The 17095-nt window shown below is 42.4% G+C and carries 11 protein-coding genes; all 11 read right to left on the reverse strand.

What is annotated here, in order from left to right; all coding sequences use genetic code 11:
* Positions 1–7935 (reverse strand): SpvB/TcaC N-terminal domain-containing protein (locus IJJ71_RS14360; protein ID WP_296847992.1); only part of this gene is annotated, 7935 nt, incomplete at its 3' end.
* Positions 7936–7937: 2 nt separating this feature from the next.
* The gene (locus IJJ71_RS14365; protein WP_296847993.1) at positions 7938–8624 is read right to left on the reverse strand and encodes a hypothetical protein; all 687 of its coding nucleotides are present in this window, start codon (positions 8622–8624) and stop codon (positions 7938–7940) included.
* Positions 8625–8635: 11 nt separating this feature from the next.
* Entirely contained in the window at positions 8636–9424 is a 789-nt protein-coding gene (locus IJJ71_RS14370; protein ID WP_296847995.1) for a hypothetical protein, read from the reverse strand.
* Positions 9421–10395: a TonB-dependent receptor gene (locus IJJ71_RS14375; protein ID WP_296847997.1), complete on the reverse strand. Its 975-nt coding sequence runs from the start codon at positions 10393–10395 to the stop codon at positions 9421–9423. The genes IJJ71_RS14370 and IJJ71_RS14375 overlap by 4 nt, the downstream gene beginning before the upstream one ends.
* Before the next feature lie 86 nt (positions 10396–10481).
* On the reverse strand, positions 10482–11699 hold the full coding sequence (fabV, locus tag IJJ71_RS14380) for an enoyl-ACP reductase FabV (protein WP_296847999.1): 1218 nt from the start codon (positions 11697–11699) through the stop codon (positions 10482–10484).
* A 118-nt stretch (positions 11700–11817) separates the two neighbouring features.
* Positions 11818–12540 (reverse strand): hypothetical protein, encoded by a 723-nt coding sequence (locus tag IJJ71_RS14385; RefSeq protein WP_296848001.1) that lies wholly within the window; start codon positions 12538–12540, stop codon positions 11818–11820.
* 24 nt (positions 12541–12564) lie between these two features.
* Complete coding sequence (locus IJJ71_RS14390) at positions 12565–13800, reverse strand: beta-ketoacyl-ACP synthase (protein ID WP_296848003.1); 1236 nt, start codon at positions 13798–13800, stop codon at positions 12565–12567.
* Between the two features lie 94 nt (positions 13801–13894).
* Positions 13895–14629: a 3-oxoacyl-ACP reductase FabG gene (fabG, locus tag IJJ71_RS14395; RefSeq protein ID WP_296848005.1), complete on the reverse strand. Its 735-nt coding sequence runs from the start codon at positions 14627–14629 to the stop codon at positions 13895–13897.
* A gap of 72 nt (positions 14630–14701) precedes the next feature.
* Positions 14702–15139 carry a hotdog family protein gene (locus IJJ71_RS14400; RefSeq protein WP_296848007.1) on the reverse strand — a complete coding sequence of 146 codons (438 nt, stop codon included), beginning with the start codon at positions 15137–15139 and terminating at the stop codon, positions 14702–14704.
* Positions 15136–16371, reverse strand: coding sequence for a beta-ketoacyl synthase N-terminal-like domain-containing protein (locus IJJ71_RS14405; RefSeq protein ID WP_296848009.1), 1236 nt, complete (start codon positions 16369–16371; stop codon positions 15136–15138). Before IJJ71_RS14405 ends, IJJ71_RS14400 begins: the two co-directional genes overlap by 4 nt.
* A complete protein-coding gene (locus IJJ71_RS14410; RefSeq protein ID WP_296848011.1) occupies positions 16368–16946 on the reverse strand; it encodes a DUF3261 domain-containing protein in 579 nt (192 codons plus the stop codon). Before IJJ71_RS14410 ends, IJJ71_RS14405 begins: the two co-directional genes overlap by 4 nt.
* Positions 16947–17095: the final 149 nt, after the last annotated feature.

Genomic DNA, 17095 nt, shown 5'->3' on the forward strand with positions numbered 1-17095 from the left:
GCCGAGGTAGTCAGAGACATATTTCATCGTTGCGGTGATTGAAGTTCCGTCGCTGTCATCCGCGCTCATGCGGTAGATGCTTCGTGTTTCTTCCACGACTTCACCCAAAGAGCCGTACTTGTATTCTATCGAGCCTGTGGAGTCGGTGGTTTTGATTATCTTTCCGGCTCCGTTGCCGCCCGCGTTCGCTCCGCCGTACTCGTAGACGGTATCAGCTGTTTCGGGGTAGTCAATCCTTACAAGGCGGTTCATGCCGTCGTACTCGTACTTTATCTGCTCTCCCTTGCTCCTTAGAAGCGAGTCGTCCTCGCGGACTTTGTTTCCCGCCTCGTCATAGAAGAAATGTTTCTCGCCTGAGTCCGTGCTTGCAAGGCTCGTCATACGCCCCGCCAGGTCATAGGTTACGGTGATTGGCTTTGTAGAGTCCTCGTTGTATGCCTCAAGCATCTGCCCGATTACATCGTAAGAGTAATTTACTGATGTAAGCTTTTTTCCGTGTGAGTCCTGTTTTTCCATGTAAACAATGTTTCCGCGGGCATCAGATACCTGCACCGTCCGGTTCTTCAACGGGTCGGTCGATACCGTTCCCGCCATGCCGTCCGTTATGATGTATTCGGTCCTGCTTTCGGGAGTGTTGCCCTCGCTGTCCTTCGGCAGAATGCTTTTGACAGTCCTTCCTTTAGCATCGTACTCGGTGTAAGATGGATTAACGAGAATCTTTTCGTCACAAAGCAAGGCTTCCATTGACCATGCCTCAGAGAACTGCACCATGCCGCTGGCCTTTGTGCGTGCAAGGCTGTCATAGGTCACAAGGCCGCTCACATTCCAGCCCCGCTTGGTCTCCGTTCCACCGTCAGTAACACAGCCTGTCTTTGCCGTCCACTTAACGCGGCCTAATCCGTCGCTTACGGCCACAGTCTGAATCACTGGGTTTGACGAAGAAACGCTCCTGTCATACAATGTTTTGTTGGTCGTGATTGAGTACCAGAGACCGTCTTCGCTCCTGCGGTATTCGTAGCTTACGGCTGGGCTGTCCTTATCCTCTGGAGTCCAGACTTCCTTGAGACGCCCCTGCGTGTCGTACTCATACTTCATTGAATTTTTATTCGGGTCAGTCTCTTTTTTCTTTAATTCACGCGCAAATTCCCATTCGTACTCGCTTATATATGTGTCACAGCCGTTGCCTGTAACGGAGACAGTTCTGACAAAACGCGGGTCTGTGTAATATGTGAACGAGTTTTTCATGCTGTTCGGGGCGGTTACAGATTTGATGTTTCCGTTCGACTCATAGCTGAAATGATATGTGCTTGATGAATCTTTGTCATAGTAGGTGCTTAATGAAAGCATGTCGCCAGCCTTGTTGTAGGCGGCACATCTTCGCCTCATAAGGGTTCCAGAAGCCGAATTTCCTTCGTAAGCTCTAAGTTCGGTTATAAGGCCATGGTTTAATACATTAGAGTCTTTCGCATAGTCGAATTCAGCGTAGATGTCTTTCGTGCTGTCGCTCGTCGTCTCCAAGAGGGAAGTGATATTGCCCCAGTCGTCGTCATAGAAGTATTCCGTAGTCACGGAGATTCCCTGCGACTGGTCATTGTATTCATAAGAGGTCTCGGTTTTCTTTGTTACCCTCGCATAAGGAGCGGAATCTATTTCATAGTCCTGTACTGAATGGGTTGTACCGTTGCAATCCGAAACTGTAACCCGCCTTTGCATTCCTTTATTGTAGTATTCTGTGTTGTAATACTCTGTCACTGTTGTTACAGCTTCGTTTCCTGAGCCCTGCGTTTTTATGATGGTGTCATAACCGAAGAATTCTTTTATTGAGCGGTTATAAAAACCGCCTGCATAACTGAATGTCGTGACATATTTATTTACAGTTTCCTCAAAGCCATTTGTATTATCTGCGGCTTCATACGAAACATTGTAAACATCAGATTGTATGAGAGGATTTTCAATTTTTGTTACACGGTGCATCGCAAAACGGCCGCTTCCAGCACGGTTGCCTCCCGGAACAAAGTCATATTCAATCTCATATCGTCCGCCCTGCGGAAGATTTACAGCCTTGAGCAAGCCGATTTTTCCAAGCCTGTTAAGCTGGACAAATGTATGCTCCTGATAAGTCGTCATTCCAAATCTTCCGCCGGGTATACGGAGAACCCTGTCTGGCAGGCCGTCGCCGTTAATATCTGTGAGTTGGGTCGTAACGCCTGTGAAACTGTAGTTTGTATTTGCTCCTGAATCACCCTTCAAGATTACATGAACAAACAAGACAGGAACTAATGGTATCGGGATTTTAATATCAAAATTCTGACCGAATCCGCCTTCCAGAGAAATGGACATTGTGTTGGAGAAATCAAGCATGTTAGTATAACGCCTCATGATTCTCTCATTGGCACCAAAAGGATTCAAATAGGCAAAATCGGTCATCGCACTGCTGTTAAAAACTGATGTTCCGGCAAGCCAGGAATCCTTAAATACATCCCCGTCAGAACACTTCATGAACTGCGTGACACATCCGGTGACATCCCATTCTACAAAATCAATCAATCCGCTTTCTTCAAAAGAAGAGCCGTTATTGTAATAAACTTTGGCAAAGTCATCATCTATTTGCTTTTCTATCTTATCAACTAGGCCGTCACCGTTGATGTCATTGTAAGAAAGTGTTGAAATAGTCGCACTAGATGTATCAGTCAGAGAAAGGGTTGGAGTACCTAAATTTACAAGCTGAGGACAGGTTTTGTCAGTAATTAAATTTGTCGGAGTCAATGAAAGGCCGACGCTTAAATTTGCTCCTTCACCTAAATTTGAAACAGTGTGGGCTGTCTGTGAAAGAAGGAGCTTATTTCCACCTACATTCAGAAATACCAATCCGTTTCTGACATAATCACAAAGTCCGTCTCCGTTCACATCAATAAAACCGTATTTCTGACTGTTCTCGCTTTCAGCGGCAGAGATTCCTGCCGTGGACAAAGCTCCAGACAATACAGCACCTAAAAATTTTCCTTTCCCAGAGAACTGAGGAACAAGCGCGCCCAATGGACTGAATGAGCCGTTGTATATTTCTTCATTTTCAATTTCGCTGCCACTCATGTAGCCTAAATTATCTATAATCTCATAATTAGAAGAATTGTAGGAAACAGTTTCATTTGAGTCTAATTTGCCATAGTAAACATTAGCTTTGATTCCATTGGATTGTATTAAATCCGGTATAGAGTCACCGTTTATGTCTATGATGTTCTGAACCATTTTGGCAGAGGCATCGCCTGACAAATTCTTACTAAAGCTAGTCAGGTTATTGATATTGATTTTAAATCCTTTGTCACTAAGAATATTTGTTATTGCATTGGCAGTAGCCACAAGATTTAGAACATCACTTACGCCAGATACTGTGACACTTCCGCTTATTTTCTTAATCGTTCCATCCGTTTCAGTCTTACGGAGGGAATCTAATCCGACCCTGTTATCAAAAAGAATGTCATAGAAACTGCTTCCTCCATAACGGTTTGCATGTATAACGCCTTTTTTTGTAATAAAAGGAGCATAATATCTGGATACTGGTACCTGCTCAAGATTTCCGTCTGTAGTCCAACGCTCGATGGTCACATTTATGACAGAAAAATCCCCAAGTATATGCCCTGGCATGTTTGAAATAGACAAATCTTCATTAGTATCAGCCTCTGTAAAAGTTCCGTCCGAGCCTGAGAATTCAGGATAGTTTGAGGAATCAAAAGAAACTGGCAGGGTAAAAATATTATCCTTCAAAAACTCCTGTGGAACAGAATTATCATCAATTTCTCTGACACTGTTTTCAAGGTCGCTTCCCTTGGACTTACAGGCATTTTCATCAAGCTGCGTATTATATTCGTTCATGCCGTCCAAAACTGAGTTCAGCCTTTTCTCGGAAAAACTGTTTTCGTTTCTTGTTCCGTTCCAGATTCCGCAATACCAATTGTTAATTCCACCATATAAGATTGAATCTGTTGAAAAGTTTATGTTTCCGACAGTTCTTTCTTTCTGATTGTTCTCTATAGAAAAATCATCCTCGGTCTGCCATGATAGCTTTAATGTTCCGTGTACGGAATCATGCACGCTGATGGCATCTTCATCTGTTTCTGATTCCATGAGAATGATGTTTTTGACATCATCTGTTACAATGCCGACTGACTGAACTGTATGAGAAACTTTAGCTGTAAGATTCAAATACTTTCCATATCTTCCATTGGCACATATTTCTTGAAGTTTTCCTGCATTTTGAGTTAATTTTTCTTTCTCTTCTTTTTCATATTCTGAAAACAAACCAATAGTATCAGAAATATTTTTTTCAGAAAGAATCTGGTATTCCTGCCTTAAAGAATAATAATTTTCTTCTTCCATATAGAAATCAGAGGCAATTTCATTGTAGAAACAGGAAAGTGAATAATTATCAAGAAGTTCGTCTGCATGTTTTATTTGCTCGTCCGACAGGTTTTTATTCCTCTCATAAAAGAGATTTGTTGTATTAGTAGCAATATCCTTTTTAGAGACGAGCTTAAAACACTTTTGGAAGAACTTTTTTTCCTCATCATCCAATGATAAATAAAAATCATCGCTTTCAAAATTTTCTTTGGGAAGAGATTTCCAATATGACAAAGTGATTTTCTTACGGTTATCTCCTATAGAAAATTCCCATAAATCCCTTATTGTTTTAAGTTCGTCTTTTTCAAGTCGAAGTGCAATTTTTGTAAATGTATCAAAATTGTATATAACTTGAACCGAATCGTCTTTTTTTTCAGAAATCGTAACCGTCAGAGAATCTTTTTCGTCATTATACTTTACATTTACTTTGTTATTTTTTGCACTGCCGTCAATATAGAGTTTTCCATCATCTATATGAGCCGTCTTGCCGTTATATTTTTTGAGTACAATCTTTTTTCCGTTTTTATAAATGCTTCCAGTTTTTTTCTCTTCCCTCTTGGAATCAAGGGGAATGCTTTTCGGATCTGAAAAGATAACTTTGTTATCTGTAAGCCATTCTGCTGTATAACCAAACAAATCATGATTATGGAGGGTTTCTTTTAGTATTCCATTAATCCTGTCATCATCTTTGTCCAGCAGGCTCCTGATTTTACCCATTCTTTCAACAAAGCTGCCGCTGTTTTGCAACTCCTCAGTCACATGGAAAATGTCACGCTCGGCATCATAAACAAAGCATGAGAATTCCTGCCTTACAGAATCTGAGATGCATGAAAAAAGCTCGTTGAACTGGGGGCTTGTAAACTCTATAGGGAAGAATAAATTGTTGTCGATGAAATATCTGGCGCATCCGTCCGCATTATGCGCAACATCACGCCAGTCTGATTTTAAAGACCATAAAGCCGTATATGAAATTACCGTTTCATCATCTGAATCCATGTTTTCCGTAATGTCCGGCTTATTATACAGGCTGTCAATTTCCGGGTAGTCTGGATAAACATGCTCCAGCATTTTTTTGCTGGATTCTGTCCTGGAAACCGATTCACTTGGCTCTGAAAAGAAAAGCTTGGCATTAAGCCTGTCAAACGGCTGTATGTCTGAAAATGCTATGCTTACATTCCATTTTATATCAGAATTCCGTAAATCCACATCATAAGCATTTACAGAATTAGTGTCATTATTATGGCTTGATACAAAATATATGTAATCGCCCACATTGACGGAAAGTGATATTGCTTTTTTGTATGATTCAGAAACAGATGAAAGCCGTCTCTCGTCAAGCCTTGTGCCACCGTGGAAAATCATTATGTCCGCAAAATTTGTTGATGAACTGCCGCCCATCCAGTCAGCGGAGTATTCCATGACGATGCTTCCTGTGAAAGGTGCCCTCCATGCCCTGAAAGGAGTTTGAACATAGAATACAGAATTATATTCGCTTTTTTCTTCATGTGTATATTCACGATAAATTCCGTTTACATTATTATTCAAACCTCGCGGTTCAAAAGCAAAAGATGAATCCGTAGATATGTTTTTCAGATAAAAAGAATTCCCTTTTTCTATGATGTCAGTAAGTCCATCGCCATCAATATCCGAGAACATGCTGTAAACTTTTAATTCTCCAGACTGCTTTATTGATGAGCGGGTTACACCCGCACTGACTGGAAGTGTGGTCGAAATACCGCCATAAATCAGGCTTCCGTGTGAAGAATTAGTATTTGTCTCTTTGCCTATTTTATATGAAAGTGGAATCCCGCTTATTGCCTGCCCTGCAGAAAATGAGCCGTCCGAATTTCCCTTATATATAACGAGGGTGTCCGCAGAAATCTGCCTGACACAATCAAGAACACCATCACCATTTAAATCCAATGTCATGTAATCAGTATATGAGTTTCCGCTTGATGAACTTCCCTGATAACCAAAAGTAGCGACAGGAGCTAAACTCCTCAGACCAAATCCACCACCGGCAGAAAATGTCACATTTCCTCCGCTTGAAGAGGAATTCTGAACATTCAGAGGCTTTCCGTTTGTCCATTCCGTCATCGGGTCAAAAACGATTAGCTTGCCGTTTACAAAATCAGGCTTTTCATATTCAAAAGTGTAATTCCAGTCATTAGATTCTGCACTGCCACTCCTGCATGAGAATGAAGTCAGGATGCTTTGTTTTGCCAGACCATATTCATAATTAAATGAATAAGTTTTTAGTAAGGTCGAGCCATAATAAGTGGTGACAGACTTTATACGAAGGGCATTCCTCTGAACAAAACGCGATCTTGCATCTACGCGGACATCCTCACGATTCTCATAAGCAAATTTAATTTTGTTCCCTGAATATGAGATTTCGGATATATAGATGCTTTCATTGTCATTTATGTATGAATAATCTATCGTATTTCCATGCAAATCAGTTTCTTTAGTAACATACCATGAGAATCGGTTTTCTGCATTTTCAGGCTGGCTGGAGTAACTTTTCGGTTCATTGCCGTATTTTAAAACCTTTCCGTCTTTAGTCGTCACAGTCCATGAAAGGATTTTTTTGCTTGAACTGCTTCTGTTTGCAATTATTGTCTCATAAGAATTTTCTTTTAAAGGCTTATATCTGTCCAATACCACATCTGAGCCGTTATTTTCCCGCTTAAGCAGAATTCCGTCTTTTAAATAAGTGTCGCTCACACCATCGTAGGCAGGCAATCCGTGTCTTGTGTCAGTGGTTATAGAGGAAGCGGCGTTTATAGAAAAACCGCGGCCTGCATTTCCAGAATTGCTCCCGCTTGAATAAGAAAGGGTTACATGAGGCTGCATTTCATGAATTCCTGTTGGAATCTCAAGTTCAAAATTAAACGAAGCTTCACCCGTTGGAGAAGGTTCTAATCCTTGAAGAGGGAGAACAATTCCAGAAGGATTTGCAGCCTCAAGATTTTTTATGCTGTTCAGACTTACATCAGCAGGGGAAGGACTTTCGGGCATTGACGGAGCACCGTTTATCATGTCAGTAAAATGAGATGTACGACTTATGATTGAACTTTTATTGTGGTCTATTTCAATTCGTTCAAGTGCAACCCATTCTTTTATGTCAGTGTCGTAAAAATATGTGTTTGTCTCTTCAAGAGCTCCTTGCTGTACTGAGTGTTCGTAAGGCAGTGTTATGACGGCATCAATTTTAAACTTTGTTCCAGCCGGTAAAAACCTGTAACCGCCGCCACCGCAAGTGACATTCTCAAGCCCTTCGCCAGTCTCTGCGACAGATGAAAGCCTTGTGATGCTTATCTCCGTGTCCTTTTCAAGTGCATTTGCTGGAATCTCAACGCTTGCATCGCCTAAAGATACTTTTCCGCCCTTATCGGCTTTTATCAGGACAGAAGATTTTTTTTCTTTTTGAGGTACGCTGTCTTTTACAATAGAAGTATTCTTCTGTGCAAACAGTGGCATTGGATTTATAGATAGAAGATATATACCGGCAATAAAAGATGTAAGCAATCGTCTCATTTTTAATCTTCCTTCTCAAGAAATGTTACTTTTGTATTTGAAAGCGTAAAATTTTCTTTTCCATCAATAACTACCGCATAACCATCATCCCCCGAACAAAGCCTTGGAGAAGTGCCTGAGTCGGAAAATTTAAAGACTTCCGCTCCATTCAATTTAAGCGAAAACTCTGTAGTTTCTGGATTATATTCTATGTGTATGTAATTGATTGCCCCATATCCACGGTTTATGAATTTGCTGTCCGTCCACCATTGCAGGTTCGTGTAATTTCCCTTGATTATTTTCCCAACGGCATACTGTCCGTTCGTGTTAAGTAAAACCGTCAGCATGTTGAAGACTCCCTTTATCTCGGACTCCTGCACGCAAAAAACAATTCCAAAACCCGCGTTTGCAGAACCGCTCTCCTTTACGACACGCACTGTACGGCTGCTGAATGTCTCATCTTCAGAGTGTTTTTTCTTTACAGACCAAAGGGTAGTACCCTTTGAATTAAGATAGGACTTGTTTTTTGTTTTGAAAGTATAAAGGTTCTCATTTGTATCGCTCTTAGTAAAAAGCTCATCCGTCTGTTCAATTTTTGATGAAGAATCAATGACGGGAGAAATCTCGTTGTCTGAATAAACTTCTGTTCCGCAGGAGAGAAAGAAAACGCTTAATAATGCCGGGAAAAATAAAAGTTTATACCTGGTCATAAAAAAATCCTTTAATCATTCACTATTTGAGCAAGCTTTACGGTGTAAGAACGGCAGACAGCACCTGTCGTCTCTGAATCAATGAATAGATTTTCAAAAGAAGTCGTATTCGGATAAATTGCGAACTGCATGATTTTTGTTTCGTAGGAAGTATTTTTCAGGGGAATTGATTTTGACTGAGGAACAACCACGCTTTCATAAAGAGGTTCTATATACATGAAATGCGTATTAGTTTCTGTATCTGCAAGATTAGATTCTGTAACGGTTATATGCACGGTATGCTTGGCTGGAACGGAAACCTTATACCAGTCGTAATCGCATAGTTCCTTTCCGTCATAGAACCGGACGAAATACAAATTGGCCTGATATTCATTTTCAAGAAGGACAGCCTTGTCTTTTGAATTGTTGTCATCGGTCTGTTCCGCAGTTATTTCGGAGCAAATCCCGTACTCATACACTGGCGAAGTAAAATATTTCTTACCTCGAATCTTATCAAGCCTGTATAAATATCTCTCGCCCGAAACAAGCTCTTTGTCTGTATAAGAAAGCTGCTTGCCCCTGTAAATTTCAAAAAAATCAAGATTAATGCTGTCTTTAGCCTTGAGAAGAACATAAGAATCACAGGCGACATCCTCATTCCATTTTAAAAATATTGTATCTTTCTCAGCATAAGAAACAACGGACGGCGGGTCTGAAACATCGGGGTCAACGGATGTCCTCGAAAGAAAGTCATACAGGTCATTTTGACATGAAAGAATTATAAAAATCAGGGGAAGGAAAAACGCAATCTTTCTTTTCATCGGGAAGCCGCCTTTTTGCAAGGTGTAAACACCACGCCAATATTAGCAGAGAATTCAGGAACATTTTTATTTATAAAATAATATGTTCCTCCCACTCCCATTGAGAAACCAAATTTCCGTGTTAAAAAAACTCGCCCCTCTATAAAGGAAGTTATTCCCCATTGATATATTTTTTTCATCTCCTCATCCTCATAGAGTGGAGTCCATTTTACAAATCCAAGCTGGAAAGCCGGGCCGATTCCAAATTTAAGTGAATGAATTTCTGTTGGATTCCAGTTAAACATAATGGGAAGTGAAAAGTCTGTTCCATGGAAAAGGGCGTTATATCTATCGTCCTTACCTTTTCCATAACGATAACCAGCATTAAAAGCAATCGAAAAATCAATTGTATCATTTTTGCGGAACTTAAAATCCAATGCAGGGTGAAATTCCATGCCTATACGAGAGTTTACAATGCCTAAAAACAAATCTGCCCATGTCGGATAGGTATAAGTCCAGTATCCGCCTGAAAGGGTCAAGTCCAGTTTGTAAAAACGCTTGAACTCTGTTTCATTAATAGAAAACCGCTCGCATAAGTATTCATGTATATGACTGGCAAGAGTCTTTGAAAGGCGGGGAATTGAATCAAGCTCGTCGGATGCATAAAAAAATTTATCAGTTTTCCGACTGTCAACATTCAAAAGCCTGAGTTCTGCACTGCATTTTGAATCATCTTTTTCTAAAAATCCATAGATTATAAAAGCAAAGCCACTTCTCTGAGCATGTAAGGTCATTTCCGCTGCTGAACAATCTGTATCAAGTTCTGTGATTTCCTCAAATGAAATTGCATTATCAAACCAAAGGTTTCTTAAATCATTTGTAAGAATTCCCTTAAGGGAGTCAGGCTCTATAACGCCAATGGACAAGGCATACAATTTACATGAAAGTATCAACATCAGAAGCAAGGCTGATAAACATACGCGTTTTTTCATAATAATGGAATAAAAATATTAAATCACATCAAATTATAAATGGCGAGTTTTGAAATAATCTGTAGTTTCCAAAACTCGCCATTTTTTTAATCAATAGCAGTCATGTCTGTGATGTCTTTTTCGTAGTCAACGCCGTCAACTGCGAAGCCGTTGATGTTCAGGAAGTCTTTTCGGATTCCTTCTACATCGATGTGGTCGTGCAGGTTCTGCTCGTTTACGACTTTCATGTGCTCATCGATTTCAGACTGAACTTTCGGGTCAAGCTCCCAGTCATCGATTCGGATTCGGCCTTCTTCATCAACTGGAACTTTTTTGTCAGCTGTGTAAAGTCTCTCTGTGAAAAGCCTTTCAATCTGCTCTTTGCAGCCCTCGTGTGAGCCTTGCTTTTTCTGAACGAAGAAGAGGCAGCCGAGGTACATTGTGATTACAGGAATTACTGAACTTGAACGAGTGATAAGGCCTTTGTTGACTGAAACATAAGCTGCGCCGCCAATCTTTTTGAGGACCGCATCGATGTTCTTTGCGCGAGCTTCCAAGTCTTTTTTTGCAGCACCGATTGTGCCATCGCGGTAAATCGGGTGAGAATATTTTGGTCCGATGTAAGAATATGCCAGAGTTCGGCATCCGTCTGCGAGCAAATCAGCATCGCCGAGGTATTTAATCCAGCGTTCCCAGTCTTCGCCACCCATAACTTTTACTGTGTTAGGGATGTCGTCGCCTTCTGCCGGCTGTGCTTCCATCGTGCTGATTTTTTCGGTCATCATGTCCAAAGATGCACCGCCGTAAGCCTGGCCAACAGGTTTGATAACTGAGCGGTACATTACTTTTGTGTCAGGATCTGTTCGTACAGGAGAAGCCAAAGAATAAACAATGAGGTCGAATTTTACGCCCCATTTCTTAGCCTCATCAATTATTGCCTTTCGGCATTCATCGCTGTATGCGTCCATGTTGAAAGTGGCTGTTCTGAGACCAGCTTTAGTGGCAGCACGGTCAAATGCCTTGTTGTTGTACCAGCCTGGTGTTCCGCCTTTTGTTACAGTCGGCTCTTTTTCAAAAGAAACACCGATTGTGTCTGCTCCGTATTCAAAAGCGGCCATGATTCGGCTTGCCAGTCCGTATCCTGTTGAGCAACCGAGAACGAGGACATTACTTGGAGCATATCCGCCTTCTTTTGCGGTCTTAATTCCTTTTTTTGCTTTCTGTTCTTTTGCGTATTCAATCTGATGCTCTGTGTCGCGTGCGCATCCGATTGGATGAGCGTTGATACAAATATTTGAGCGAATCATTGGTTTAATTACAGCCATTTTTTATCTCCTGAAATTCTAATGTTTTAATCCTATCTATTTCGACAAAAATTGTCAATTTGTCAGAATAGAATAGAGGTGCTCGGAAACTGCAACTTTCAGAACACCTCTAATTGTTTTACTCATCAACCGTGATTACAAGATTATTTCGCTCAAAACTTGTTGTATACTTGAAATCCTTTTCTTCGCGGGAAATGATTTTGATGTATTTGTATTCACCGAATTTCTTGCCGGCAGTTGTTGTCGCATAAGTGTCAGATGATTTTGGGCCTTTGAGAATCGCGATTGCTCCGGCTTTGTTTTCTTCTTCTTCGTCATCATAAGCTTCGATTCGGAATGTTGCTCCCATCTTGAGGTTCGGGCCTGCTGCGACTTTGAGACCTGAGAATCCGACTGGGAAAAGGCTTGTGTCAAATTTCTTGAAGTGTGAATCATCAACAACGCGGTCATCATAGAACCAGACATGAAGGTCTTTTTTTGCCGCGGCAACGCTGTATTTGAATGTCTGTTTTGCCGTAGATACGACTGCGAAATATCTGAATGTTGAAAGTCCGCGATTGTATTTATCGACAGGCTTGATTACCTGTTTGTCACCGATTCCGTAAAGGCGGGTCTTACCGAATTCGAGCCAGTCTTTTCTGTTCTCATGCCATCCGTAAACTGTTACTTCAAAATTTGTTGCCATTGAAACATTTACGATTTCAACATTGTTTTTGAGTTCGCCTGCAAGATCCTGTGAGTCGATGATATATGCGTTTGGATCTTTGTCATAAGTGGGTGCCGCAAAGGCGTTTACTGCGAGCGCAAGTCCCGCGGCCAAGGTTGCAATAAGTTTTTTCATTTTTAATCCTCCGTATGAAAAAATCTATTTTATTTTCTTAAAAATTAAGCTTGTGTTTATGCCACCGAATGCGAAATTGTTGTTCATCACATATTCGGTGTCGATTTCACGGCCATCTCCGGTGATGTAATCAAGGGGCGCGCATTTCGGATCGATTTCCTTCAGGTTGATATTCGGCAGGAACCAGCCTTCATTCATCATGTTGATTGTAAGCCATGACTCGATTGCACCGCATGCTCCGAGCGTGTGACCGATGTAGTTCTTTACGGTTGAGACAGGGACCGCTCTTTTAAAAACATCGAAAGTGGCGGAAGTTTCAGTTATGTCGCCCATCGTAGTTCCTGTCCCGTGCGTGTTGATGTAGCCTATTTTGTCCGGGGAAATTCCGGCATCGTCAATTGCAAGCTGGAGAGCACGCGCGATTGTCGGCTGATTTGGAGAAGTGATGTGCGTTCCGTCAGTTGTTGTTCCGAATCCGACTATTTCCGCGTACATTTTTGCTCCACGGGCTTTTGCATGCTCGTATTCCTCAAGAATTAAAGTGCAGGCTCCCTCGCCTATTACCAGTCCGTCCCTGTGAACATCATAAGCGCTTGGTGTAAGCTCCGGGGTGCTGTTTTTGGTTGATGTCGAGAAAAGCGTGTCGAAAGTTGCCGTCGTCATCGGACTGAATTCCTCGGCTCCGCCCGCAATCATTATGTCCTGCTTACCGTTCTGGATTGTCTCGTAAGCGTAACCGATTGAGAGTGAGCCGGATGTGCAGGCCGTGTTTGAGATTATGATTCGCCCGGTGAGATGATAGTAGACTTCGAGGTTTGCGGCGCAGGTCTGAGGCATTGCCTTGATGTAAGTTGATGAACTGACCTTGCTTGTGTCGTTTGTGACCAGCATTGCGTACATGTCCATGAGCGGGTCAACGCTTCCGATTGATGAGCCGTAGGAAATACCTGTCATTCCGCCGGAAAGTTCCGGGCTGCCTAATAATCCTGCATCTTCAAGAGCAGAATCGGTTGCCACAAGAGCCATCTGTGAAACCCTGCCCATTCCGCGGAGAGCCTTTCGTGAATATTTGTTTTTGTCGATTTCAAAATCAACGAAAGATGCGAGCCTTGTGTTCATGAGGGGATAACGTTCATCCCATTCTTTTACATAGTGAATGAAATTCTTTTTTGCTTTAAGATTTGCCAGAATCGTGTTCCAGTCTTTTCCAAGCACGCTGATGATTCCGCCACCTGTAACTACGACGCGTCTTTTTCCCATTAAGTGAAATCCTTAAAATAAAATCCGTTATATTCTATACCGAAAAACAAAGGGTTACAACACTTTTAAAAAACTGTCATAAGTTGGTATTCAATCAGATAATTCCGCCATTTACGGAAATTACCTGTCTGGTAATGTAACTTGAACTTTCGCTGAGCAGATATACGGCAAGTGAAGCAACTTCCTCCGGCTTCCCTGCCCGTCCCATCGGGATTGTCGGAAGAATCTGCTCGACCGGTGCATCCTTAATCATCTCGGTTTCGATGAAGCCCGGCGCGATGCAGTTCACGGTGATTTTTCGGCTCGCAAGTTCCACGGCCAGGGCTTTTGTCGCTCCGATAATGCCTGCCTTGCTGGCAGAATAGTTCACCTGACCGCGGTTACCGATTACGCCGGAAACGCTTGCAATCGTAATGATTCGGCCTCGCTTTTTCCTGCACAGAGGCATTACGAGCGGCTTCAGGACATTGTAAAATCCGTCAAGGTTTGTGTGCAGAACATCATCCCAATTTTCATCCGAGAGGGCCGGAAAAGCATTGTCACGGCAAATTCCTGCGTTCAAGACGATTCCCCAGAAGGCTCCGTTTTCTTCCGACCATTTTTCGAGCTTGTTTTTGCAGTCTTCCCGGTCAGAAATATTAAATTGAATCAGGGAGCATTTTCCGCCGGCCGATTCAATTTCATTTTTTAAGGATTCCGCTTTTTCTTTTCCGTTATTGTAGTGCGCGACAATTTCATAGCCTGCCTGTGCCGCCTGCAGAGCAATTGCCCGCCCGATTCCGCCAGAGCTTCCTGTCACCAAAACTTTCTTGCCATCATTCTCATTCATAAAAACCTCCCATTCATAATACGGTGATTGAGATTGTTGAAGTTATCACCGCTAACTTTCCGTTTTCCACTTTTAACTTTCCGCTTGCATCGCTGTGAGTTTTCCGCTTCCGCTCAATTTTTCGTCAATGTAGATTTCAGCGGCAAAAGATGAAACGCTGTCCATGTCCGTTTCCCGCCAGGCCTTGATTCTTACAGTTTCGCCGGCTTTTATCAAGTCAAAGTCAAATTTGAGGTTTGAAACGCTCAGAATGAACCCGATTTTCGGCTCAAGATTGTTTTCGCGCGCAAAAAGACCGTTCAGAGTTGCGACAGTCTGTGCAATCAGCTCAAAGCAGGCATAATTCGGCACACCGCCAGTCGTTTCGTCAAAAAACATAAAGTTTTCCGTGATTTTTGTCTCGCTTTCGATTGTCCATTCATTCGGATTTGCCTCGCAAATGCGCCCCAGAAGGAACATTTTTCCTTTCTGAGGAACAAGCTCCGCCAGTTCTTCGTGCTCGATTTTCATTTTTCTTTCCTTATTATGAGGCATGCGTTGCACCCGCCGAACGCGAAAGAATTGCTCATGCAGCAGCCGATTTCGTGATTCCTGACGATTTTTTCCATATTGTCAGGCGTAACAAGATTAAGGTCAGGAATTTCCTTGTCCCTGACTCCATCCCAGACATGAACCGGCAAAAACTGATTTTTTATCGCGTAAAAGCATTCTGCCAGTTCAAGGCTTGCCGCGGCTCCAAGCGTGTGTCCGGTCATCGGCTTTGTTGAGGAGCAAGGAACGCTTATGCCCGCCTCGGAACGCAAAGTGCCAAAAACAAGCTCAATGCCCTTTCCTTCCATGCTGTCGTTCAAGTGCGTGCCTGTTCCGTGAAGGTTTATGTAATCAATTTCGCTTGCAGGAAGATTTGCATCTTTTAAAGCTGCCTGCATTGCCTGTTCAGCTCCTGTTCCGTCGGCGAGAGGGGCTGTCACATGGTTAGCGTCGCTTGATTCGCCAGTTCCGGCCAGAACAATTCCAGTCCCGTCCAAATCATCTTTTGAAAGGACAAAAAATGCCGCGCCTTCTCCGACATTGATTCCGTTCCTGTTTTTTGAAAAAGGATTTGTTTTTTCGTGGTCTATTGCTTCGAGCCGGTCAAATCCAAGCATAACGGCATATTCCGTCACGTCGACTCCGCCTGCAATCACAGCATCGCAAATCCCGGAAAGAATCAGCTCCTTTGCCTTGATGATTGCGCTTGCCGAAGATGAGCAGGCCGTTGAAAATGAAAGCGCGATTCCTTCTGTTCCGAATTTTTTCTTTGTGAACACCGCCTGATGGTCTGCTCCCTGAAGCTTCAAATCGTAATCGCCAGAAAATGCTCCATTCTCAAAAAATTCTTTGTGGCCGTAAAAAGAAAGTTCGCTTCCGTTGTCGCAAGAGCCTACGCACACCCCTACCTTTTTTGCTCCGTATTTTGAAATCGCTTTTTGCACAGTTTCTTCTATTGAATTGAGGGCGAAATCCAAAATCCTGAGGCATCGTGAGTCAAATTTGTCGCCGGTTGGCTTTAATTTTTCATCAGCGATTCTTCCGAGCCAGAAAGATTTTACGCCTTCATCGCCGACCAAATCACATTCGATTTTTTTGATTCCGTCTCTGTTCCCGCTGGAAATGTTTTTTATGAATTGCTCAGAATTTTCAGAATCGCCCGCGCCGCAGATAAAGCCTGGTTCTGAAAGATAAATCTTGGTGTCTGTCATGATTCAACTCCTGTCAAAGTGTAAGAATATCCCCGGAGAAAATTTTCGTAGTGGATGGACTCTTCGTTTTTCGTGATTTTTTCAATAACCTTGCCTTTTTGCGACAATGTTCTGGTCTCGAAGCAAGTTCCGTCAGTTTCACAATATTGGACGACTTCAAAATCAATGCCGATTTTTGCCAGCTCAGCCTTAACTGCCGCTTCATCATACATGCCGAACTGAAAATCAGCGATTATGTACTCCGCTTTGAATTCTTTGGGAAAAACGCCCGTATCAAAATCCAGACTTTCGCCATCATAAAAAAAACTTGCCATCGTCGTGCCGAATTCGCTCATGATTATCATCGAAAGCTGCTCCGAATCAGCAAGGGTGTAAATGTCAGTCTCAAATTCAAACTTGCCGAAGCGTGCCGAAAGTTTCTGCTCCTTATCGACTACCCCGGCCATCGACTCAGGCGGCAGAAGCGCGAATTTTGCAGAATTAGTCACATAAACAGGCGAAAAATTTGATTCAAGCCGAGAACTCATGCAGGAGAAAAAAGAAAGAGAAAGAAAAATGAGTAAAAATTTTTTCATTGGGCGTTCCCCTCACTTTGTTCGGGTCGGGCCATCCGCGGTTCCGCCTTTCGGCTCCATTGCCTGACGGCAACAGCTAACGCTGCCGCTCCTACCCCTAACGCATTTTAGCATTTTTCTTGCCTTGTGAAAATCAGTTAATTTTAATA

It is taken from the genome of Treponema sp., from assembly GCF_017430385.1.
Taxonomy (GTDB): Bacteria; Spirochaetota; Spirochaetia; order Treponematales; family Treponemataceae; genus Treponema_D.